The 20,291-nt window shown below is 69.3% G+C and carries 20 protein-coding genes and 1 pseudogene; 13 read left to right on the top strand and 8 right to left on the bottom strand.

What is annotated here, in order from left to right; genetic code table 11:
- Positions 1-172: 172 nt before the first annotated feature.
- Both CP981_RS22630 and CP981_RS22625 read right to left on the bottom strand, forming a co-directional pair.
- Positions 173-499, bottom strand: a complete 327-nt coding sequence (locus tag CP981_RS22630) for a winged helix-turn-helix domain-containing protein (RefSeq protein WP_085927959.1) — start codon at positions 497-499, stop codon at positions 173-175.
- Complete coding sequence (locus tag CP981_RS22625) at positions 496-915, bottom strand: hypothetical protein (protein ID WP_085927960.1); 420 nt, start codon at positions 913-915, stop codon at positions 496-498. The genes CP981_RS22630 and CP981_RS22625 overlap by 4 nt, the downstream gene beginning before the upstream one ends.
- 360 nt (positions 916-1,275) lie before the next feature.
- On the opposite strand from CP981_RS22625, the gene CP981_RS22620 reads away from it, so the two are divergent.
- The 3 genes from CP981_RS22620 (at position 1,276) to CP981_RS37830 (ending at position 4,378) form a co-directional block, all read left to right on the top strand.
- A complete protein-coding gene (locus tag CP981_RS22620; protein WP_085927961.1) occupies positions 1,276-2,166 on the top strand; it encodes a putative protein N(5)-glutamine methyltransferase in 891 nt (296 codons plus the stop codon).
- Between the two features lie 392 nt (positions 2,167-2,558).
- Positions 2,559-3,374 carry a TnsA-like heteromeric transposase endonuclease subunit gene (locus CP981_RS22615; RefSeq protein WP_085927962.1) on the top strand — a complete coding sequence of 272 codons (816 nt, stop codon included), beginning with the start codon at positions 2,559-2,561 and terminating at the stop codon, positions 3,372-3,374.
- Between the two features lie 200 nt (positions 3,375-3,574).
- A complete protein-coding gene (locus CP981_RS37830) occupies positions 3,575-4,378 on the top strand; it encodes a hypothetical protein (RefSeq protein ID WP_167536027.1) in 804 nt (267 codons plus the stop codon).
- Here CP981_RS37830 and CP981_RS22610 read toward each other — a convergent pair.
- The 3 genes and pseudogenes from CP981_RS22610 to CP981_RS22590 all read right to left on the bottom strand — a co-directional run.
- Positions 4,301-4,483 (bottom strand): annotated as a pseudogene (locus tag CP981_RS22610) (helix-turn-helix domain-containing protein); the annotation flags it as partial. The gene CP981_RS37830 and the pseudogene CP981_RS22610 sit on opposite strands and share 78 nt — an antisense overlap.
- A gap of 656 nt (positions 4,484-5,139) precedes the next feature.
- On the bottom strand, positions 5,140-5,520 hold the full coding sequence (locus CP981_RS39555; protein ID WP_282960657.1) for an endonuclease domain-containing protein: 381 nt from the start codon (positions 5,518-5,520) through the stop codon (positions 5,140-5,142).
- Between the two features lie 462 nt (positions 5,521-5,982).
- On the bottom strand, positions 5,983-6,447 hold the full coding sequence (locus CP981_RS22590; RefSeq protein ID WP_244329752.1) for a MarR family winged helix-turn-helix transcriptional regulator: 465 nt from the start codon (positions 6,445-6,447) through the stop codon (positions 5,983-5,985).
- Between the two features lie 128 nt (positions 6,448-6,575).
- On the opposite strand from CP981_RS22590, the gene CP981_RS22585 reads away from it, so the two are divergent.
- Positions 6,576-7,655, top strand: coding sequence for a YhgE/Pip domain-containing protein (locus CP981_RS22585; protein ID WP_085927965.1), 1,080 nt, complete (start codon positions 6,576-6,578; stop codon positions 7,653-7,655).
- 40 nt (positions 7,656-7,695) lie between these two features.
- The gene (locus CP981_RS22580; protein ID WP_085927966.1) at positions 7,696-8,472 is read left to right on the top strand and encodes a pentapeptide repeat-containing protein; all 777 of its coding nucleotides are present in this window, start codon (positions 7,696-7,698) and stop codon (positions 8,470-8,472) included.
- Positions 8,473-9,332: 860 nt separating this feature from the next.
- On the opposite strand, the gene CP981_RS22575 is transcribed toward CP981_RS22580, so the two are convergent.
- On the bottom strand, positions 9,333-10,067 hold the full coding sequence (locus CP981_RS22575) for an SDR family NAD(P)-dependent oxidoreductase (protein WP_085927967.1): 735 nt from the start codon (positions 10,065-10,067) through the stop codon (positions 9,333-9,335).
- A 148-nt stretch (positions 10,068-10,215) separates the two neighbouring features.
- On the opposite strand from CP981_RS22575, the gene CP981_RS22570 reads away from it, so the two are divergent.
- The 4 genes from CP981_RS22570 (at position 10,216) to CP981_RS22555 (ending at position 12,676) form a co-directional block, all read left to right on the top strand.
- A complete protein-coding gene (locus CP981_RS22570) occupies positions 10,216-10,848 on the top strand; it encodes a TetR/AcrR family transcriptional regulator (RefSeq protein WP_085927968.1) in 633 nt (210 codons plus the stop codon).
- A gap of 199 nt (positions 10,849-11,047) precedes the next feature.
- Entirely contained in the window at positions 11,048-11,494 is a 447-nt protein-coding gene (locus CP981_RS22565; protein WP_085927969.1) for a helix-turn-helix domain-containing protein, read from the top strand.
- A 33-nt stretch (positions 11,495-11,527) separates the two neighbouring features.
- Positions 11,528-12,145, top strand: coding sequence for a hypothetical protein (locus CP981_RS22560; RefSeq protein WP_085927970.1), 618 nt, complete (start codon positions 11,528-11,530; stop codon positions 12,143-12,145).
- Between the two features lie 186 nt (positions 12,146-12,331).
- Positions 12,332-12,676, top strand: coding sequence for a DUF2516 family protein (locus tag CP981_RS22555; RefSeq protein WP_018093407.1), 345 nt, complete (start codon positions 12,332-12,334; stop codon positions 12,674-12,676).
- Positions 12,677-12,761: 85 nt separating this feature from the next.
- Here the strand turns inward: CP981_RS22555 and CP981_RS22550 are convergent, their stop codons facing one another.
- A complete protein-coding gene (locus CP981_RS22550; protein ID WP_085927971.1) occupies positions 12,762-14,198 on the bottom strand; it encodes a PP2C family protein-serine/threonine phosphatase in 1,437 nt (478 codons plus the stop codon).
- A 297-nt stretch (positions 14,199-14,495) separates the two neighbouring features.
- Positions 14,496-15,605, bottom strand: a complete 1,110-nt coding sequence (locus CP981_RS22545) for a C40 family peptidase (RefSeq protein ID WP_244329751.1) — start codon at positions 15,603-15,605, stop codon at positions 14,496-14,498.
- A 418-nt stretch (positions 15,606-16,023) separates the two neighbouring features.
- Here CP981_RS22545 and pstS point away from each other — a divergent pair, with 418 nt between their 5' ends.
- From pstS to pstB, 4 genes are all read left to right on the top strand, one after another.
- Positions 16,024-17,139 carry a phosphate ABC transporter substrate-binding protein PstS gene (pstS, locus tag CP981_RS22540; RefSeq protein ID WP_085927972.1) on the top strand — a complete coding sequence of 372 codons (1,116 nt, stop codon included), beginning with the start codon at positions 16,024-16,026 and terminating at the stop codon, positions 17,137-17,139.
- A 136-nt stretch (positions 17,140-17,275) separates the two neighbouring features.
- Positions 17,276-18,274: a phosphate ABC transporter permease subunit PstC gene (pstC, locus tag CP981_RS22535; RefSeq protein ID WP_085927973.1), complete on the top strand. Its 999-nt coding sequence runs from the start codon at positions 17,276-17,278 to the stop codon at positions 18,272-18,274.
- Between the two features lie 73 nt (positions 18,275-18,347).
- The gene (pstA, locus tag CP981_RS22530) at positions 18,348-19,427 is read left to right on the top strand and encodes a phosphate ABC transporter permease PstA (protein WP_085927974.1); all 1,080 of its coding nucleotides are present in this window, start codon (positions 18,348-18,350) and stop codon (positions 19,425-19,427) included.
- 33 nt (positions 19,428-19,460) lie between these two features.
- On the top strand, positions 19,461-20,237 hold the full coding sequence (pstB, locus tag CP981_RS22525) for a phosphate ABC transporter ATP-binding protein PstB (RefSeq protein WP_085927975.1): 777 nt from the start codon (positions 19,461-19,463) through the stop codon (positions 20,235-20,237).
- Positions 20,238-20,291 lie beyond the last annotated feature (54 nt).

Below are 20,291 nucleotides of genomic sequence, written 5' to 3'. Positions count from 1 at the left end.
CGGGGCCCGCGTGGCGGACCTGTCCCGTAATCCCGTCCCGGACGGTATGAGTTGGAGTGCGCTCCAAGTCAACAGCGTTTTGTCCAGGCGGGGTTTGATGGGCTGCAAGGGGCCAGGCAAATACGGCACGCCTCTGACATCCACGTCGCCCCGTCGGTGGCCACACCCTCCGTCAGCCTCCGCCGGCGCCGTCTCCCGCTATGGCCCGCAGGGCCTGGCAGTGCGCGGCGAAGGCGGTGCGGCCGCTGGGTGTCAGGGCGAGCCAGGTCCGCGGGCGCTTGCCGACGTATCCCTTGGTGACGGCGACATAGCCGGCCTTCTCCAGGGTGGCGACCTGGCGCGACAGGACCGAGTCGCTCACCTCGACGGTGTCGCGGACGAAGGCGAACTCGGCCTTGTCGGCGGCCGCCAGGGTGGCCACGATGGAGAAGCGGACCGGGGCGTGAATCACCTCGTCGAGTTCATGACGTGGATGTGCTCCCGGACTCGTTTCGGTCACCGCCGCGCCTCCAGATAGCCGCCTATCAGCCCGGGAAGGGCTACCACCACTGCGCCGGGGACCCACCACGACGCGGCACCCTGATGCCACGTCACGCCGGGGAACAGCACCGCGAGGTAGAGCAGCGTCCACACCATGATCATGCCTATATGCCGCCGACCGAAGCCGCGCCGGGAAACGCGCTGCCGGGCCGCGTAGACCGACAGCGCGGCGACGGTGGCGATCCAGCCGCCGGTGCCGATCGCCACCCCATGGGGCGAGGGCAGCAGTCCGATGCACAGCACCATGACCGCGGCCGCGCAGCCGTAGATCACTTGATACCGCACGTACCACTTCGATCCCCTCCGCACCGTCGAGTCCAGCTCCCGCACTCGGGCCAGTGCGGCCGCCGCGTCGTGTGAGGCGTACTCACCCATGCCGATTCCCCCTGTCCGATGATCCGGCTTCCTGCATTCAGCGTGACAAGTACTTTCCAATTCGACAAGTACTTTCCAGCCATTGTGAGTTGGGCTCGGCGTTCGCGCCCACCGCGGCCCTGCGGCGTCCGGGGAGGGAGGGCAGCGGTCGCGGGACCGGCCACGCCACGGCTGCCTGGGCGACGAGGCCCAGGTCAGGTAGGGTGGCGCTGCCATCAGTGAACGGACCCAGGAGGTGAGACCGATTCCCCGCCAGACCAGGCAGGTGCTCCCGGCTCACGCCCGTGCGGTCCACCCGATGCAGGTGACCCTCCGGCACACGTGACCCGGGAAGCGCACTCGGCGCCCCGAAAGGCTCACATGTCGTCATCTCCGTTGCCGTCCCACCCGTCACCGCTCTCATCGCCCCTCCCGGCACCCCTCTCCGCACCGCACTCCCGCTCCACCGTCATCAGCGAACTGCGCGCCGCCGGCTGCGTCTTCGCCGAGGACGAGGCGGAGCTGCTCCTCTCCACCGCGCGCACCGCGGCCGAACTCGCCGCCATGGTGGAGCGGCGCGTCATCGGCCTGCCCCTGGAACACGTCGTCGGCTGGGCGGAGTTCTACGGCCGGCGGGTCACCGTCGATCCCGGCGTCTTCGTACCGCGCCGCCGTACCGAGTTCCTCGTGGGCCAGGCCGTCGGCCTCGGGCGCCGGGCCGGCGCCCGCACCGGGCGGGCACCGGTCGTCGTCGACCTGTGCTGCGGATCCGGTGCGGTGGGCGCCGTATTGGCCGACGCCCTGGAGCGGATCGAGCTGCACGCGGCGGACATCGAGCCCGCCGCGGTGCGCTGCGCCCGCCGCAATGTCGTTCCCGCCGGGGGCGAGGTGTACGAGGGCGACCTCTTCGACGCCCTGCCCGGCGGCCTCCGGGGTCGTATCGACGTCCTGGTGGCCAACGTGCCCTACGTACCGACCGGCGAGGTCGGGCTGCTGCCGCCCGAGGCCCGCGAGTACGAGCCGCTGGTGGCGCTCGACGGCGGTACGGACGGGCTCGACGTCCTGCGACGGGTGACCGCAGCCGCGCCACAGTGGCTGGCGCCAGGAGGCCATCTGCTGGTCGAGACGAGCGAACGGCAGGCCCCGCACGCGGTCGAGGCCTTCACCCGCAACGGGCTGATCCCCAGGGTGACCGCCTCCGAGGAGCTCTACGCCACGGTCATCATCGGGACCCGGCCGGTGGAGGGGCAGGCCATACCGGGACCGCCGTAACGCCGTCGGACGTTACGGCGTCCACCCGCGAGGGTGTTTCCCCGCCCCCATCGGGCACCCGGCAAGAAAGGAACAAGCCACCCGGCCCGCCGCCCCCACAGGCCGACTGTGACTTCCAGCGTTAGCTGTCATCTTGACGGTCTCTGACCTGGGGCGTTCTCTCGTGATTTCAGTTCTTTCTGTCACCAGATTCACGCGGTAGTTGTCACTTCCGGGCGTCTCCAGGCCGAGTGGTCACCAGGTTCGGAGACTGGTCCGCTTGGCGTTCTCGGCGGTGGTCATGTGGTGGTGTGGACGGGGCGCATTCCCCGGTACGGCCACCGTCCCAGGCTGCGGGTTGGGACGGTGGCCCGTGGTCGCACAGCTGCCGGTGGGAGGACCTGCTCCTCCCGGTGTCCGTGACGCCGGGCAGAGACGGCCTCGCCCTCGGGCCGGAGTGGACGCGCCGCTGGACGGTGACCTGGCGGACAGCGGGTGACGAGGTCTCGTGCACCGTGCGGGATCTGGCCCACACGCCCATGACGGACGGCACTCCGATCCGCTGGTTCTCCTGGCGCCGGGCCCAACGCCACCGCCCCAGCCTTCAATTCCTCGTCAGCACCGGGCGTCATCACGGGGCGGAAAGCTTGGAGGAGGCCCGCCTGCTCCTGGTCCTCGACTTCGCTGCTGGCCTCGTCGACGTGCTGTCGCAGCCCTTGCGACTGCGGTTCAACACCACGACCGGCCGCAGGGGGCACATCCCAGACTTCCTGGCGGTGACCCGGACCGGCATCTGGCTGATCGACGTACGGCCACGGCCACTGATCGCGCCGGAGGATCTGGAGGCATTCACCGCGACCGCCGAGGTTGCGCTGGCCTGCGGCTGGCACTACACCGTCGTGGCGGGCTGGAGGGATCATGTTGCCGCCGCGGTCGATGCCTTCTCCTCTCAGCGCCGGCCCCTGTCCGACCCGCTCGGGCTACAGCCGGTGCTCATGACGGCGGCCCGAGAGGGCGGCACGTTCGGCGAACTCGTTGACGCCACCCCTTTTCCACCGCTGGCCCGCGCACAGCTTCTGCACCTGCTCCGGCACCGGCGCCTCGGCACGGACCTGAGCCGGCCGTTCGGTGACCGGTCCGCGGTGATCAACCCCGCTGGGCGACGGCGGCCGTCCTGGACCTGTCGCCGGGGGCGGCACTGGTGCTGGACGGCAGGCAATGGACGGTAGAGCGCCGCGAACCCGAGCTCGGCCGGGTCCACCTGGTCGGTGACGACGGCACCCGGCAGCCAGTGACCTTACGCTTCCTGGCCAGCCACCCCAACTGCCGTCCCTCGTCCCGGACTGCAGCCCAGGGCTCGGGCCGGGGCCGACAGCCGAAGACCGCACAGGATCTGGAGCCCAGACGGCGAGAACTGGCTGCCTGCCGCTTGGCCCACCTGCTGGAGGTGGAGACCGGCTACCGCAGCGGCGACCCGCTGCGTCCCGAGCCGGGCGAACCGAAACCCGAATACGACCCGGCCACCACCACGCTGACCGCCCGCCGCCTCGCGAAAGTCGCCGAACTCGCAGCCATGGACCGCCACCAGGCGAAGTTGCTGGGCCTGGACCGGGTCGGCTACCGCACCCTGATCCGCTGGGACCGCCGACGGCGGGAAGCGGGCCTGATGGGCTGCGCGGACGATCGGTGGCTGCGCGAGAGTGGCGGCCACCCCAGCATCACCGAGGAGATCCGTGCGGCGATCTTCGCGGTCCGCGCGGAGACCCTGCACCGGTCGAAGGTGACGATGCGGACCCGGGCTCGCATGATCCATCAGTACGTACGCGAGACCTTTCCCGACCGGGACGTCGCTGTCCCCAGCTACCAGACGCTCTGGGTGGTCTGGCGCGAGTGGTTCGGGCCGGGAGGCTCCCGCCAGCGTTACGCACGCTCGGCGGAACTGCCGTCGAAGAACGGGCACGTGCTGGTCCATCGGCCTGGGCAGGCATACACCGACCCTCCAGATGACCCCGTCGTCACGGGCGCCGTCCTCGAAATCGCGGACCGCCTGCTCCGCTCACCCGATGAAAATGCCGCAGCCGAGCTCCTCGTCCCACTCGTCGACGAGGCCAAACGGATCCACCAGCCGATCAGCTACCCCCTTCGCAGCCCTTGCGGCGCTTCGATTCCGCTCCTGGTCGTCCTCGCCTTCCGCCCGCCACCGGCGCATCCACTTGTGGGCGGTGGGCCTTGACACCCCCATCTCAGCGGCCACATGCGCGACAGGACGACCGGAGCGGACCCGTTCGACCAGCAGCCGTCGGCCAAAGACGGTCAGCCGGGCATTACGGTGGGACATGAAGACCTCCGTGCGTGGTGTGGAGCCTAGACACCTCCACCACACCGGAGGTCTTCGCCATGATCAAGCCCGGCGACTGTTAACAACGCTCGTGATCAATACACCTAGGGGCGGCCATGACGGCCGCCCCAGAGCAGCTGCTACTGCCGACGCTTACTCACGTGCGACACGGCGGTCATGCCAGCGCCGTAGGTGAAGGCAAGAACGGCACCGCCAGAAGCTACGGCGGTGAGGGGGGGCTGGCCAAGAGCAACGGAGCCGATCCCCGCAACCAGCCCAGTGATGACAGATACCAGAGCGACGACGACAACGTGATACACGCGGTGGTCGCAGGTAGAAGTGGTGGCAGACAAGTAGGGCCCTCCCGTACTCCGTCGGAGCGCCGTCACCTGAATCAGGGCAGGATGCAGCCTGCGCTGGATCACGTCACAGCGTCGCCGCCCAGCGGGCGTCGCAACAGGAGAGCGCCGGCCAGGCGCGCCTATTGCTCCTCGACTGGAGCGCTGTAGCGGTTGGCCATCATCACCGATGCACCATGCCTTTCAAGGATCTCGTCAACCACGTCCATGATAGCCAACACCACTGACATCCAGACGAGTTGGAGTGCACTCCCTGGGAGCCCAAGTGATGTCCGCAGCGACCCTCGCTTACCTGAGTCAGGCCAGACGGTCACGCACGATGTCCCCCAGCAGGAACTGGAGTCCTCCAGCAAGGCGAAGGCGACGGCCTGGCGGGTTGGTCAGGTAGTCGTTCATGCGGCCCCAGTCCCTACGATCAAGAGGAAGGAGTTCGTACCAGGCAACACCCCGAGCGTTGCACCCGATGCACAGCAAGCCTCGGACGCATCCTCCACAGATGGACCATGCGGCGTCTGACGGAGCACAGCACTGGTGATCATGATCAATGTGCCAGTACGAGGAGCTTGCGTCCTCCCTCTCCGGTTTCTCGCCACACAAGGCGCAAACACCACCCTGAAACTCCAGAATGGCCCTCATGCCGCCTGCTGTCAGGTTGTATCGGCGGCCTTGTCGGGCCATCTGACTACAGCTGAGGCAATGCCCCGAACGTCGACCCTCTCCCCTGTACTTGACGGTGGTGCCACACCCCTCACAGTCCTGCAAGGTGTCGCGCGTCAAAGGGGACTCCGTATGAACCTCGCATCCCCCGACGGTAGCGGGAAGTACTGACATCGCTCTGGCCATGGGAGTGCAGCCCCTCGCCCGGGGCATGCCCCATCCGTGTCCTGTCGCAGTGCATCTGGCGAATGGGGGGCTACTGACCCGCTGGGGTGCCAGGTGATTTGAGAACGCCGGGGCTCGTAGTTCTCAAACGGCCTGGCTTTTGCGGAAGCCTCGTTCACGGTAGAGACGGAAGCGCCTCGACGCCGACCCGGTCTCGTCGGGTCCGGCCGTCGGAGGCGGCCTGGGTGGGCTGTCTTCCTATCGCAGGGTCTGTCGAGGGCGTCGCCACTCGGCACACGGTCGCGGCGCCCTTGCCTGTCAGCCGTTGGTGGCCTCGGATGGTTCTGGCGCCGCCTTGCCCAGGGCGGCATGGAGGTTGCCAAGGGCGGCGAGAGTCTGCGAGATCTCCGCGTCCGACGTCTCCGGGAGCAGCTGGCGGAGGGTTGGTTCGGCGTCCCGGCTTCTGGCGTGGTGTGCCTGGGTGCGGGCATGCTCGGCGATCTTGGCGATGGTTCGGCGCCGGTCGGCTGCGTCGGTGCTCAGTTCGACGAGTCCCCTCTCGCGTAGTGCCGCGATCACCGTGGAGACGCGGCTTTGGGCGAAGCCGGTGCGGTGGGCGATCGTGCCGACCGGTTGCGGGCCGGCGGTGTACAGGCATTCCAGCACCAGGAGCTCGGTGGGCCCCAGGTCGGAGGAGTCCTTCATGGCTGCGGTCGCGGCGGCGGTGAGCCGCCTGCCGAGCTGGTGCAGGTCGGCAAGGTTCAGGGAACTGGTCGGTACCACGTGCGAGCCCTCCTCCGGGAACACCCCAATAGTACATCTTTCAAGATGCATCATGATAGATGTATCTTCAGAGATGCGTATTGCGGCGTACTGGCCGCAGCCTCGCCGGTCCAGCCCTAGGAGGATCCGTGGCCCGAAAGATCATGCAGGCCCTGCTGTTCCCGTTCGCCCTGTCCGTGCTGCTGGTGGGCGTCTACACCGCCGCCATGCACGCACCGGCCCCGCACGAGATGAAGGTCGCGGTCGCTGGACCGCCGGCCCAGACCGCCCCGCTCGCCGCCTCGCTGCAGAAGGCGGTGGGCGACGCGTACGACATCACCACTGTCACCACGAGTGAGCGAGCCCGCCAGCTGGTCGAACACCGGACCGTGGCAGCCGCGTACGTCCCCTCGCCGTCCCCGGGCGACCGCACTGCCGGCACGGCCAGCACCTCCTTCGCCCAACCGCCGCAGCCCAACGGACCCGTCCTCTACGTCGCCTCCGCTGCCGGAGCCTCCGGTGTGACCATGGCCGCCGCGCCCTTCGAGAACACCGCCGTCCAGCAGCACCAGTTCCTCCAGGTCCGCGACCTGGTCACGCTCAGCCCCCACGACACCAGCGACACCACCACCATGTACGCCTCCATCGGCCTGACCCTCGCGGGCTACCTCCCCGTCGTCGTCCTCACGACCGCCTTCGGACCAGCCCTCACCCGACGCCGCGCAGTGGCCGCACTCGCCGCTTTCGGCGCCGTCGTCACCGTCACCATCTGGGCCGTCGCCGGACCGGTCCTGGGTGCCCTGCACGGATCCGCCCCCGGCATCTGGGTCACCGGCTGGCTCACCGTCATGGCCGTCGGCATGGGCACCTTGCTGCTCTCCCGCTTCTGCGGACGGCTGACCGCCCTGCCCGCCGCCGGGATCTTCATGTTCCTCGGCATGCCCGCCTCCGGCGCAGCCCTGCCCATCGCCACCATGCCCGGCCTCGTCCGCGCCCTCCACGACGTCCTGCCGCTGACCTCAACCTCCGGCAGCCTGCGCCAGATCATGTACTTCGACGGCAACGGCATCGCCGACTACTGGCTCACCCTGGCCATATGGGCCATCGCCGGCCTCGCGCTGACCGCCGCCTACGACACCCTCAAGGCCCGCCGCTCCACCGGCCGCAAGGAAACCGCCGACAACAGGGCCCCTCTGCCTCTCCAGGCCGTGCCATCCACCAGCCGCTGACAACAACCCGCCGCGCCCTGCCCCACACGAGAGGGAAACCGTGACAGACACACCACGGCCGTACGGCCACAACACCACCCACACGCCCAGCGACGCCGCCCCCGCCGCGGATCCTTTGACGCTGCTCGCCACCAGCACTGACCTCGAAGACGTCGACTTCACCGGCCTGGACCTGCGCACAGCCCTCAAGAATCCCGCCGCCGCGCCCCGGACATTCACCCGCTGCACCTTCACCCGGGCCTCGCTGCGCGGCGCCCACCTCGCCGAGGCCGTCTTCACCGACTGCACCGCCCACACAGCCGACTTCACCGGCGCGCTGCTCGACCAGGCCCGCATCGACCGCGGCAGCGCGGCGGGCGCGAACTTCACCGACGCCGACTGCGGCGACCTGCTCTGCGACGGCGCCGACCTCGCCAACACCAAATGGAGCGGCGCCATGCTCGGCGGTGCCGCCTTCACCGGCTGCCGCATGATCGGCGCCCGCCTCACCAGGCATCGCGGACTGGGCATCACCTTCACCCGCTGCAACCTGGCCGTGGCCAACCTCAACGGCCTCAGCCTGCGCGGCACCCACCTGACCGGCATCCGCTTCACCGAAGCCGACCTCGGCGGCGTCGACTTCCGCGACACCACCTTCGAAGACTGCCGACTCGCCGAGGCCAACCTACGAGCCGCGGACTTCACCGGCGCCGACCTACGCGGCGCCGACCTCGGCGAACTCACCCTCACCCTGGCCACCCAACTCCGCGGCGCGGTCATCTCCCCCGACCAAGCCGCCCAGATCAGCGCCGCTCTCGGCCTGACCGTCCTCAATTGACACCCAGGAACCACACAGCCGGTCCGGGAGGGCCGCGCCCCGCCCCCTTCCATCTCCTGTAGTGGGCCGCTGAGCCGCCCTGGACGTACGCCACAGCGCGCACCGTGCTGCGGCACCCAGTTCGCTGTGGTGAGACAGCCCGAAGGCGTGGCGTCCCAGGCCGGCTGAGCGAACCGGCTATCCGCACGACCCGCCCGGGCCCACCGAGCCCACTCGCCGTTTGACGCTCCAGCTCATGGAATGTCTGTCACGATTTCGATCAGCTCGGGGCTCTGGAGAACACTCAGCGAGAACCGCCACAGCTGGCCCTCGTAGGTACTGACGTAGATCACGCCATTGTCGCTATCCAGCGCAATGCCAAACGGGGAGAAGGCGCCCTTGGCAGATTTCACTGCCTCGCGTCGCTCGCCGCTACCGCTCCATCTCGCCATCGTCATCGGCTGGGGGCGCGGCTGGCCGACCGGGGGAGGCCGCCGGACCACCCGCGCTCCCCACATGCTGAGTCCACCGCGCGACCGGCCCGCGGATGCCCGAGCCAGGCCGGCCGTTGCCGCGGCGACCTCGGCCCGTTGGGTCAAGCGGGTGAACGCAAGGATGTGAGTGCAAGGGAAGCACCGGGAATCCGCCTCGCCACGTAGGGCACTGTCTAAGTCACAGCAGTGACAACAAGCGCTGAAATGTGACAGCTAACGCTGGAAGTCACACCGACCTGTGACTGAGCGCTCCAGTTGGCCACCTTGAGCTTCATGGTTGGCCTCGGGGTATGGATTGCTTTGGCATGGTGAGGCCGTGTTCCGCGAAGTCGCATTGGCCGCCTGGCAGGCACTTGGTCCGGGGCTCCCTGCTCGGGGTCGCAGGTACTACGCGGGGGCCTGCAGAGTCGGCGACTCGGGGTGGAACTGCTCGACGCGGTCGCGCTTGGCGTGCATGTCCCAGTAGAGCTCCGCGAGGTCGTCCGGGTCGGCGACCGGGAAATGCGGGCCGTCGGCCGACTCGAAGGCGGCCTGGGCCGCGGCGGACACCTCACTGCGGGCGATCAGGGACGCGATGGTCAGAGCACCGGCGTAGATCCCCTTGTCCGCCAGCTCGGCGTTGAGGGAGTACAGGTAATTGCGCGTGGCGGCCATCACCGGTCCCAGGCCGCTGAGGTGGGGCATGGGCTGCGCCGCCGAGTAGCCCTGAGCCAGCAGGAAGGTGCCCTCGCCGCGCTCGGTCCACTCCGGCAGCACGGCCCGGACCACCTCGACCGGGGTGAGCAGCAGCAGCGGGGTCAGGCCCTCCAGGGTGGCCGCGTCCAGCTCGGCGGCGGGGGTGAAGCCCTGGTCGCCGCTGATCGGCCCATACTCGACCACGTCGATCCGGCCGAAGCGGTCATGGATCGCCTCAACGAGGGCGGGCACCCCGGCCGGCTGGGAAAGATCGGCGGGGAATGCGACCGCTTCGATGCCTTCACCGGCGAGCACCTCGACGAGGGCGTCCAGCCGGTCCTTGCGGCGGGCCACCAGGGCGACCCGGAAGCCTTCGCGCCCGAAGCGGCGGGCGACGGACACCCCCAGACCGGTACCGGCGCCGAAGACGGCGATCACTTTGGACATAGGACTACCCCTTGCCACGACAGTCTTCTTGACCCCTGGGTCAACTTATTCGCCGACGGTAGCACGCGGCTTGACCCGGGGGTCAAGTTAGTCTGAGGGGGGATGCGGCCAGGGTGGCCGCAGCGCCGGAACCAGGAGGAGCGACCTGATGCGGGCCGACGCGCAACGGAACGCGGAGAAACTGCGGGCAGCCGCCGCCGAACTCTTCCAGGAGCGCGGCCTCAAGGTGCCCCTCAAGGAGATCGCCCGCCGGGCCGGAGTTAGCCACGGCACGCTCTACAACCTCTTCGGCACCCGCGAGGCACTCATCGACGAAGTCGTGGCAGGGCTGGCCGCAGACCGCCTCGGCGAAGCCGCCGAACACGCCCTGTCCTTCGAGGAGGCCGGGAAGGGGTTCGCGTACTACATCGAGAGGGTCTGTGAACTGCAGGCCACCGATCCCGCAGTCGCCGACGTCGTCAGCGGACGCTTTCCCGCCGCCGAGTGCCTGATGGCCATCTGCGGCCAGACGAAGGACGCCGCCACACGGATCATCGAGCGAGCCCAGCTCGCCGGCGCCGTCCGCCCGGACTTCACCGGCGAAGACCTCCTGCTCTTCTTCGGCACCAACGCTCTCCTCGCTCGCGCGGCCGCGGACACCGCGCCCGATGCCTGGCGCCGCCAAGTCGCCTTCCTGCTCACCGGACTGAGCACGGAACCAGCGCAAGAACCGCTTTCCGTCGCCCCGCTGGCCCCGCCGCAGATGTACGAAGTGATGGGCAGGCTCGCCGGCACGCCGTAGCAGGCGCGGACGTCGCCCTGGAAGTACTCGACCCCGCAACCAGGAGCGCCGCAGCGGCCCGGCGTTGAGCACCGGAGCGGCCAACTGAAACGCCCAGTGGCCAACTGAAGTGCTCAGCCACACGACCGCCCCCACCCGACCGGAGCACTATTGCTAGCGCTTGCTTGCAATAGTTAGCAGAGCGAGGCACCATCGGGGTATGGCATCACTCAATGTCGGCAATCTCGGCGAGTTCCTGCGGGAGCAGCGGCGCACGGCGCAGCTGAGTCTGCGGCAGCTCGCGGATGCCGCCGGGGTGTCCAATCCGTACCTCAGCCAGATCGAGCGCGGCTTGCGCAAGCCGAGCGCGGAGATTCTTCAGCAGCTCGCCAAGGCGCTGCGGATATCCGCGGAGACGCTGTATGTCCAGGCCGGGATCCTGGACGAGCGGCGCGGTCTGGACGGGGTCGAAGTGCAGACCGCGATACTCACCGACCCGGCGCTGAACGAGCGGCAGAAGCAGGTCCTGCTCCAGATCTACGAGTCCTTCCGCAAGGAGAACGGGCTCGGGAGCGACGGCAAGGACACCGCTGCGAGCGGACATGAGGACGGGCGCGGCACGGACTCCTTCACGACAGAGGCCGACGGCGGCCCGCACGCCACCTGAGCAACCGATTCCGTTTCCAGGAGGAACAACGCCATGGCCATCAACACCGATGACCTCCGCAAGGCCCTGACCGACGCGACCCCGCTGTACGCCCTGGCCGGCACCGTCGACCTGGCTGCCGAGAAGCTCGGCGAGGTCCCGCAGTTCGTCGAGAAGATCCGGGCGGAGGCGCCCAAGCGCTTCGAGTCCGTCCGCAGCACCGACCCCAAGGACGTCCAGGCCCTGGTTAGCAAGCAGGCCAAGGAGGCCCAGGAGAAGCTCGGCGAGCTGCTGGGGTCGCTGGACGGCGACATCAAGAAGGTCCGCGACCAGGCGCAGGAGCTGGCGCTCCAGGGCGTGGGCCGGGCCGCCGAGGCCGTCGTCCGGGCCCGTGAGGGCTACGAGGAGCTGGCCGAGCGCGGCCGGGGCGCCGTGGCGACCTGGCGCGGCGAGGCCGCCGACCAGGTCGAGGACCTCGCGGTGGCGATCGAGCCGGAGCCCGCGCCCAAGCCCGCGAACAAGAGCGGCGCGAAGAACCAGGCCGCCAACGGGACCAAGGCGGAGACCAAGGCCACCCCGTCGACGCAGCCCAAGCCGGCCGCGCCGAAGAAGCCCGTCGCGCAGCGCAAGCCCGCGCCGGCCCGGAAGAGCACCCCGCCGTCCGCCAAGTGACCGCGGAGCACCGCGTGAGTGGGCTGTGAGCCGGCTCACCCGGCGCCGGGAGCGCCGATTGACCGCACGGGCCGGGCACACCTCAGGTGCCCGGTCCGTTGTGCGGGTACGGTGGGGCCGCGTGGGCGGCCGACGGCCGCAGCAGCGGACCGAGACGACACGACGGGCGAACGGGCGGTGCAGGGCGTGCTGATTTACGGGTTCCAGAGCATTCTGAGCTGGGTGCAGCTCGCCCTGGGTGTCTATGCCGCCGTGATGCTGATCGATGCGGCCGTGCGGCGGGAAGACGCCTATCGCGCGGCGAGCAAGCAGACCAAGGGCATGTGGCTGATTTTCCTCGCGCTGGCCACGGCGCTGCTGTTCATCCTGCCGATCATGTCGTTCCTGCCGGTCATCGGCGTGATCGCGGTGATCGTCTACACCGTCGACGTCCGGCCGGCGCTCCGGGAGGTCTCCGGCGGTGGCCGCGGACCGCGCCGCGGGGGCTCCAGCTCGGACGGGCCGTACGGGCCCTACAACGGCGGGCGCTGAGCCACACCCAGCCGCCCGGCCCCCGGGGCCCACGGCGGCGCTGACCTGCGCCGAGCCGCACGGCCCCGGCGACCCGCGGCTTGCGTCAGCGCCGGTCCAGCAGCAGGACGGCCACGTCGTCCGTCAGCTCGCCGCCGTTGAGATCGCGGACCTCCCTGACCGACGCGTCCAGCAGCTCCTCGCCGCTGAGACCGGCCGCCATCTGGCGGCTGACCAGCTCGGTCATGCCTTCCTGGCCGAGGCGCTGATTGCCCTTGCCGATCCGGCCCTCGATCAGGCCGTCGGTGTACATCATCAGGCTCCAGGAACCGCCCAGCTCGACCTGCCGGCGCGGCCAGCGGGCGTTCGGCAGCAGGCCGAGCGCCGGGCCGCCGAATTCGTACGGCAGCAGGTCCGGGCGCTCGCCGGCCCGGGCCAGCAGCGGTGCGGGGTGGCCGGCCAGGCACAGACCGGCGCGGCGGCCGTCCGCGGAGATGTCGACGGTGCACAGCGTCGCGAAGATCTCGTCGTCCGCGCGCTCGTGCTCCAGCACCTTCTGAAGGGTGGCGAGCAGCTCATCGCCGCAGAGCCCGGCGAAGGTCAGCGCGCGCCAGGCGATCCGCAGCTCGACGCCGAGGGCGGCCTCGTCCGGGCCGTGGCCGCAGACGTCGCCGATCATCGCGTGGACGGTGCCGTCCGGGGTGCGGACGGTGTCGTAGAAGTCGCCGCCGAGCAGCGCGCGGCTGCGGCCGGGGCGGTAGCAGGCGGCGAACCGGAGGTCGGAGCCGTCGAGCAGGGGCGTGGGCAGGAGACCGCGCTCCAGGCGGGCGTTCTCCTGGGCGAGCATCCGTGACTCGGTCAGCTGGCGCTGGGCGAGGTCGGCGCGTTTGCGCTCGACGGCGTAGCGGACCGCGCGGCTGAGCACCGCGCCGTCCAGCTCGTCGCGGAAGAGGTAGTCCTGGGCGCCGACGCGGACGGCGTCGGCGGCGCGCTCGGCGTCCGTCTCGTAGGTGAGGACGAGGACGGCGTGCGAGGTGGCCATGCGCAGTACGTCGCGCAGCATGCCCAGCTCGTCACCGGGGGTCCCGTCGGCGTCGCCGGTGTCACGGTCGGTGGTGCGCTCCGCCGGGGGCAGGTCGAGCAGGATGCAGTGCACATCGTCGGTGAGCAGCCGCTCGGCCTCGGTGAGGTTGCGGGCGGTCCGCAGGCGCACCTTGCGGCCGGCCCAGTCCCACATCTCGGGGACATGGCTGTTGGGGTCCTCGCCGATGAGGAGCAGGGTCAGGCCCTGGTGGAGCGGTCCACGGTCGGCCGAAAATCGCTGCTCGGCCGGCTGGGGCTGCCCGGGCTCCGGGAAGCCCTGCGGTGCCGGACGGGCCGGTTCCTGGCCGCCGGCGGGCGCCGGGACGCTCGTGCCCCGGGCCGTCGCGTCCCCCGCGCCCGGCGCATCGGCGACCCGCGCGGTATGCGCGCAGGCGTCGTCCGCCGGTCCTGCCTGATGCGGCAGCACGACCGTCCGCTGGTGCGGTACGGGTACGGGCATTGGTCTGCTTCCTTCCCTCCCCCCGAGGGGTGCGGCGGGGCGCCGACGGCGCACCACCGTGCCCGGCTCCACGTCGCTCGTCGGTCAAATGAGTGGGTCGTGCCAGGCACTGACAGGCGACCATAGCGTCAGTACGGAGAGGTATGGAATGCCCGGCGGCAATCGGCCATCGTCATATGCCGCACCCGATAAGCCATTTGACCTGGGGAGGGTGGAATGCGGAATGACGAACATCACCCCGCTTGAGTGCATTCCGCTACGCCACGACAACCCTCAGACAGCAAGAAATCCGGTCATTCATCGCCCGTTGTGACGCGCGCCATCGCCGTCGTCCCCACCATCGGGGCGGACGACGCCGAGGATCGGCATGGAACCGGCGCCGGTGATCGTCACCTGCCGGCCGGGGCGTGGTGCGTGCACAATTGCGCCGTCACCGAGATACATCCCGACATGGCTGGCATCCGAGAAATAAATGATCAGATCGCCCGGCCGCATATCCCTGAGGCCGACGCGGGGCAGCTGCCGCCACTGCTCCTGTGAGGTGCGTGGAATCGTGTGGCCACCGGCCTGCCAGGCCCGCAGGGTCAGCCCGGAGCAGTCGAAGGTGTCCGGCCCCTCGGCGCCCCAGACATAGTCCTTGCCGAGCTGTGCGGTGGCGAAGGAAATCGCTTTCTTGCCGGCCGCCGACGCATTGTTGCTGATGTCTTTCAGCACGCCGGAGTCGAGCCACTTCTGCTGCCGCGCGAAGGCCTGCGCGTCCTCCAGCTTCTTCAGCCGGTCCTTTTCCTTGGCGGCCAGCCGGGATTCCAGCTGCTTTACCTCGTCGATCTTTTTCTTGATGTCCCGCTGAGCGCTTTCCTTCTTCTTGCGGTTCGCCTCCAGCTGCTCCCAGCGGTCCGTGGCGGAGTCCGAATACTTCTCCAAGTCACCCTTGAGACGCCCGAGTTGGCTGATCATACGCTTGGCGGCGAACTGTCCCTTACGGGCCAGGGTGGCATTGTCGAGAAAGCCTTCCGGGTCGGTGTCGAGCATCAGTTTCGCCTCGGAGGGCAGCCCGCCGCCGCGGTACTGGGCGCTGGCCAGCGAGCCCGCCTGCCGCTTCAGGGCGGCCAGCTTGTGCTGCGTGCGGTCGATGCTGCGGGCCAGCCTGACGATCTCCTTCTGCTGGAGCCCGACCTGCTCCTCGGCAGCGTTGTAGGCGTCGGTGGCCTGCTCGGCCTGGCGGTAGAGGGCCTCGATCTTCTTGCGTACGCCGTCGAGGCGCTGGGCGTCGGCGTCCGCGGCGGCTGCGGCGTTCCCGGCCCGCCGGGCGTCCGCGGACGGGTTCTTCGGGTCATCGGCGTACGCGGCCGTCGCCGTGCCACCGAGCAGACCCATCGCGCACAGGACGACGGTGGTGCACACCACCAGTCTGCGGCCCCTTACTCCCCGTGCCCCCCGCATGCCTCGTACGTCCCGAACGTCCTGCTGTGCCCCCTGGCTCCCCACCAGCCACCTCCGGTCGTTCCGCACCGATATCGCCTTGTCTCAGGCGCGGATGCTGCCATACCGACTGGTAATTCAACAGGGTGACGGGCCGTTTCGCACCACTCGGTGAGCACTTCTCCCCCCGCACCCAGCCGATGGCCGAGGTTCACCCTGCGTTCACTCTCCTCCATCGGCCGCTTCACCTGATCTACCTAATTTCAGCCGTACCGAGTGCGCGCCATGCCCACAGCGCAAGCGCGACACGGCTAGCTGGCCTCGCACGAACGCGACAGCCAATGCCCCGCTCACCATCTCGCACGCCGACGAAGCGGCGCGCCCCAGGAAGGAACTCTCGACAGTGAAGCTTCAGCGCAAGAACCGGGTTCGCGCCCTCGCCGTTGGCGCTCTCGCCGTCTCCGGTGCCCTGGCCCTGTCCGCGTGCGGCTCCGATGACACCACCGGTGCCGGTGGCGGCGGCGCCGCCAAGCCGTCCAACATCAAGTGCGACGGCAAGGGCAAGCTGCTCGCGTCCGGCTCGTCCGCGCAGAAGAACGCCATGGACGTCTGGGTGCAGAACTACGCGGGCGCCTGCAAGGGCACCGAGATCAACTACCAGCCGACCGGCTCCGGCGCCGGTGTCACGACCTTCCTCCAGGGGCAGACCGCCTTCGCCGGCTCCGACTCGGCCCTCAAGCCCGACGAGGTCACCAAGTCGAAGCAGGTCTGCAAGGGCGGCCAGGCCATCGACCTGCCGATGGTCGGCGGCCCGATCGCGGTCGGCTACAACGTCCCCGGCGTCGACAACCTGGTGCTGGACGCCAAGACGCTGTCGAAGATCTTCAACTCGGAGATCAAGAAGTGGAACGACCCGGCGATCAAGAAGCTGAACCCGGGCGCGAAGCTCCCGGACCTCAAGGTCCAGCCGTTCCACCGCTCCGACGACTCGGGCACCACCGACAACTTCACCAAGTACCTCAAGGCCGCCGGTGGCTGGAAGCACGAGCCGGCGAAGAAGTGGGAGGGCGAGGGCGGCCAGGCGGCCTCCGGTTCCGCCGGTGTCTCCTCGCAGGTCAAGCAGACCAGCGGCGCGATCTCCTACTTCGAGCTGTCGTACGCCACGGCCGGCAAGCTCCAGACGGCCAAGCTGAACACCGGTGCCAAGGAGCCGGTCGAGGCCACCGTCGACAACGCCTCCAAGGCCATCTCCGAGGCCAAGCAGGTCGGCAAGGGCGATGACCTGGCCCTGGACCTCAACTACACCACCAAGGCCGAGGGCGCCTACCCGATCACCCTGGTGACGTACGAGATCGCCTGCAACAAGGGCAACAAGGCCGAGACGCTGCCCGCCACCAAGTCCTTCCTGACCTACATCTCCAGCAAGGACGGCCAGAGCGCCCTCAAGGCCCTCGGCTACGCCCCGCTGCCCACCGAGATCGCCGACAAGGTCCGCGCGACCGTCGCCAAGATCTCCTGACCTACCGGGCGGCGGCCCACATACCGCCGTACGGTCCGCAAAGGGGCCCCTTCACCAGGGCCCCTTTCGGGCCGCCGCCCGTCCGGTGCACCGCCGCGCCAGGAGCCGTCATCCGGCTCCGCAGACCGGAGAACCCATGAACACAGCCTTCTCGACAACCGACACCCCGCCTCCGCCACCGCACGACAGCCGATCGGCCATATCCGGCAAGGCGGTCCGTCCCGGTGACCGGATCTTCCTCGGACTCTCCCGGGGCTCCGGTATCGCCCTCCTGGTGATCATGGCCGCGATCGCGGGCTTCCTCACCTACCGGTCCGTGCTCGCCATCTCCGGCGACAAGGCCAACTTCTTCACCACGCTGGACTGGAACGCGAGCGGGGCGGAGCCGAAGTTCGGCATCGCGGTGCTCGCCTTCGGCACCGTCGTCAGCTCCATCGTCGCGATGGCCCTCGCGGTCCCGGTCGCGGTCGGCATCGCGCTGTTCATCTCGCACTACGCCCCGCGCCGGCTGTCCTCCACGCTCGGCTACGTCATCGACCTGCTCGCCGCGGTGCCCAGCATCATCTACGGCCTGTGGGGCGCGCTCTTCCTCGTCCCGCATCTGACCGGCCTCTACACCTGGCTGGACGACTACCTCGGCTGGACCGGCATCTTCGAATACGGCGGCGGGGCGGCCCGTTCGCTGTTCACCGTCGGCATCCTGCTCGCGATCATGATCCTGCCGATCGTGACCAGCGTCAGCCGCGAGGTGTTCCTCCAGGTCCCGAAGATGCACGAGGAAGCCGCGCTGGCCCTCGGCGCCACCCGCTGGGAAGTCATCCGGATGTCGGTGCTCCCCTTCGGCCGCTCCGGAGTGATCAGCGCCTCCATGCTGGGCCTGGGCCGTGCGCTCGGCGAGACGATGGCCGTCGCCACGGTCCTCTCGCCCAGCTTCCTCATCAACGCCAGCCTGCTGGATCCGGGCGGCGGCACGTTCGCCCAGAACATCGCCAGCAAGTTCAGCGAGGCCGACCAGTTCGGCCAGGACGCCCTGATCGCCTCCGGTCTCGTCCTCTTCGTGATCACGCTGCTCGTCAACGGCGCGGCCCGCCTGATCATCGCCCGTCGCAAGGAGTACTCGGGAGCCGCCGCATGAGTGAGCGAAGCGAACGAATCAACAACAGGTGCGCGTCCTGCGCAGGCAACGCCTCGCGAAGCGAGGTGGCGGCATGAGCATCACGACTGACCGTGCCGCGGTCTCCAATGGCGGCACCCCGCTTCCGGTCTCCCTCAAGCACGCCCGGCTGCCGCGCTGGTCCCCGCCGGTCATCGCACTGGCCGCGGCCGGCGCCGGTGTCGGCATCGGACTGGGCGCCGGCCTGGACAGCACGGTCCAGTGGGGCCTGATCGCCGCCGCGCTCTTCGTCCTCGGCACCTTCGTGCTGGCCGCGGCCGTCGAGGGCACCCGGCAGGCCAAGGACCGGCTGGCCACCAGCCTGGTCTGGATGGCCTTCCTGATCGCCGTCGTCCCGCTGGCCTCCCTCCTGTGGGAGACCGTCAGCCGCGGCACCGCGGTCCTCGACGGCTACTTCCTGTCGCACTCGATGGGCACCACCCCGGACGCGCTGCCCGGCGGCGGCATCTACCACGCGATCATCGGCACGCTGGAGCAGGTCGGCCTGGCCACCCTGATCGCCGCGCCGATCGGTCTGCTCACCGCGATCTACCTCGTCGAGTACGGCCGCGGCCGGCTCGCGCGGGCCGTGACCTTCTTCGTCGACGTGATGACCGGTATCCCGTCGATCGTGGCCGGCCTGTTCATCCTCTCCGTGTGGATCCTGATCCTCGGCTTCGGCCCGTCCGGCTTCGCCGGCTCGATGGCGCTGGCGATCCTGATGATGCCGGTCGTGGTCCGCTCCACCGAGGAGATGCTCAAGCTCGTCCCGAACGAGCTGCGCGAGGCCTCGCTGGCCCTTGGCGTGCCCAAGTGGCGCACCATCCTCAAGGTCGTCCTGCCGACGTCGATCGGCGGCATCACCACCGGCGTGATGCTCTCCATCGCGCGCATCACCGGAGAGACGGCGCCCGTGCTGCTCCTGGTGTGGGGCGCGAAGACGATCAACAACAACCCCTTCGAAGATGCCCAGCAGTCACTTCCGCTCTACGTTTTCCAGCAGTGGCAGCAGGGTTCCGAGGCCTCGTACGACCGCGCATGGGCCGCGGCACTGGTCCTCATCGCCTTCGTCATGATCCTCAACCTGGTGGCCCGCGGCATCGCCCGCTGGAAGGCCCCCAACTCCGGCCGCTGACCAAGCCGCCAACAGAAAGAAGCAGTGATTTCCATGGCCAAGCGAATCGATGTCAGCGGCCTCTCCGCGTACTACGGCAGCCACAAGGCCATCGACGACATCTCGATGACCGTCGAGCCGCGCTCCGTGACGGCCTTCATCGGCCCGTCCGGCTGCGGCAAGTCGACGTTCCTGCGCACCCTGAACCGGATGCACGAGGTCACCCCCGGCGGCCGCGTCGAGGGCAAGGTGATGCTGGACGACGAGAACCTCTATGGCTCCGGGGTCGACCCGGTCGCCGTCCGCCGCACCGTCGGTATGGTCTTCCAGCGCCCCAACCCGTTCCCCACGATGTCGATCTTCGACAATGTCGCGGCCGGTCTCCGGCTGAACGGCTCGTACAAGAAGAGCGAACTCAAGGACATCGTCGAGCGGTCCCTCAAGGGCGCCAACCTCTGGAACGAGGTCAAGGACCGGCTGAACAAGCCCGGTTCCGGCCTCTCCGGCGGCCAGCAGCAGCGGCTGTGCATCGCCCGCGCCATCGCGGTCGAGCCGCAGGTGCTGCTGATGGACGAGCCGTGCTCGGCGCTCGACCCGATCTCCACGCTCGCCATCGAGGATCTGATCGGTGAGCTCAAGGAGCGCTTCACGATCGTCATCGTGACGCACAACATGCAGCAGGCCGCGCGTGTGTCGGACCGGACGGCGTTCTTCAACCTCGCCGCCGTCGGCCAGCCCGGCAAGCTGATCGAGATCGACGACACCGAGCGGATCTTCTCCAACCCGTCGGTCCAGGCCACGGAGGACTACATCTCCGGCCGCTTCGGCTGAGCGACGAGAGCGCGGCCCGGCCACTCCGGCCGGGCCGCCCCACCGGCGTCCTGC

The sequence above is a fragment of the Streptomyces platensis genome, from assembly GCF_008704855.1.
Taxonomy (GTDB): Bacteria; Actinomycetota; Actinomycetes; order Streptomycetales; family Streptomycetaceae; genus Streptomyces; species Streptomyces platensis.
The sequence above is the reverse complement of the archived record's forward strand: the minus strand, read 5'-3'. Positions and strand labels throughout refer to the sequence as shown.

Bases quoted from the DNA above. Each gene is read 5' to 3' on its own strand.
- pstA (WP_085927974.1), top strand. From the start codon at position 18,348: ATGAGCATCACGACTGACCGTGCCGCGGTCTCCAATGGCGGCACCCCG.
- CP981_RS22560 (WP_085927970.1), top strand. From the start codon at position 11,528: ATGGCCATCAACACCGATGACCTCCGCAAGGCCCTGACCGACGCGACC.
- pstC (WP_085927973.1), top strand. From the start codon at position 17,276: ATGAACACAGCCTTCTCGACAACCGACACCCCGCCTCCGCCACCGCAC.
- CP981_RS22570 (WP_085927968.1), top strand. From the start codon at position 10,216: ATGCGGGCCGACGCGCAACGGAACGCGGAGAAACTGCGGGCAGCCGCC.
- CP981_RS22550 (WP_085927971.1), bottom strand. From the start codon at position 14,198: ATGCCCGTACCCGTACCGCACCAGCGGACGGTCGTGCTGCCGCATCAG.
- CP981_RS39555 (WP_282960657.1), bottom strand. From the start codon at position 5,520: ATGGCCCGACAAGGCCGCCGATACAACCTGACAGCAGGCGGCATGAGG.
- CP981_RS22620 (WP_085927961.1), top strand. From the start codon at position 1,276: ATGTCGTCATCTCCGTTGCCGTCCCACCCGTCACCGCTCTCATCGCCC.
- CP981_RS22565 (WP_085927969.1), top strand. From the start codon at position 11,048: ATGGCATCACTCAATGTCGGCAATCTCGGCGAGTTCCTGCGGGAGCAG.
- CP981_RS22625 (WP_085927960.1), bottom strand. From the start codon at position 915: ATGGGTGAGTACGCCTCACACGACGCGGCGGCCGCACTGGCCCGAGTG.
- CP981_RS22575 (WP_085927967.1), bottom strand. From the start codon at position 10,067: ATGTCCAAAGTGATCGCCGTCTTCGGCGCCGGTACCGGTCTGGGGGTG.
- pstB (WP_085927975.1), top strand. From the start codon at position 19,461: ATGGCCAAGCGAATCGATGTCAGCGGCCTCTCCGCGTACTACGGCAGC.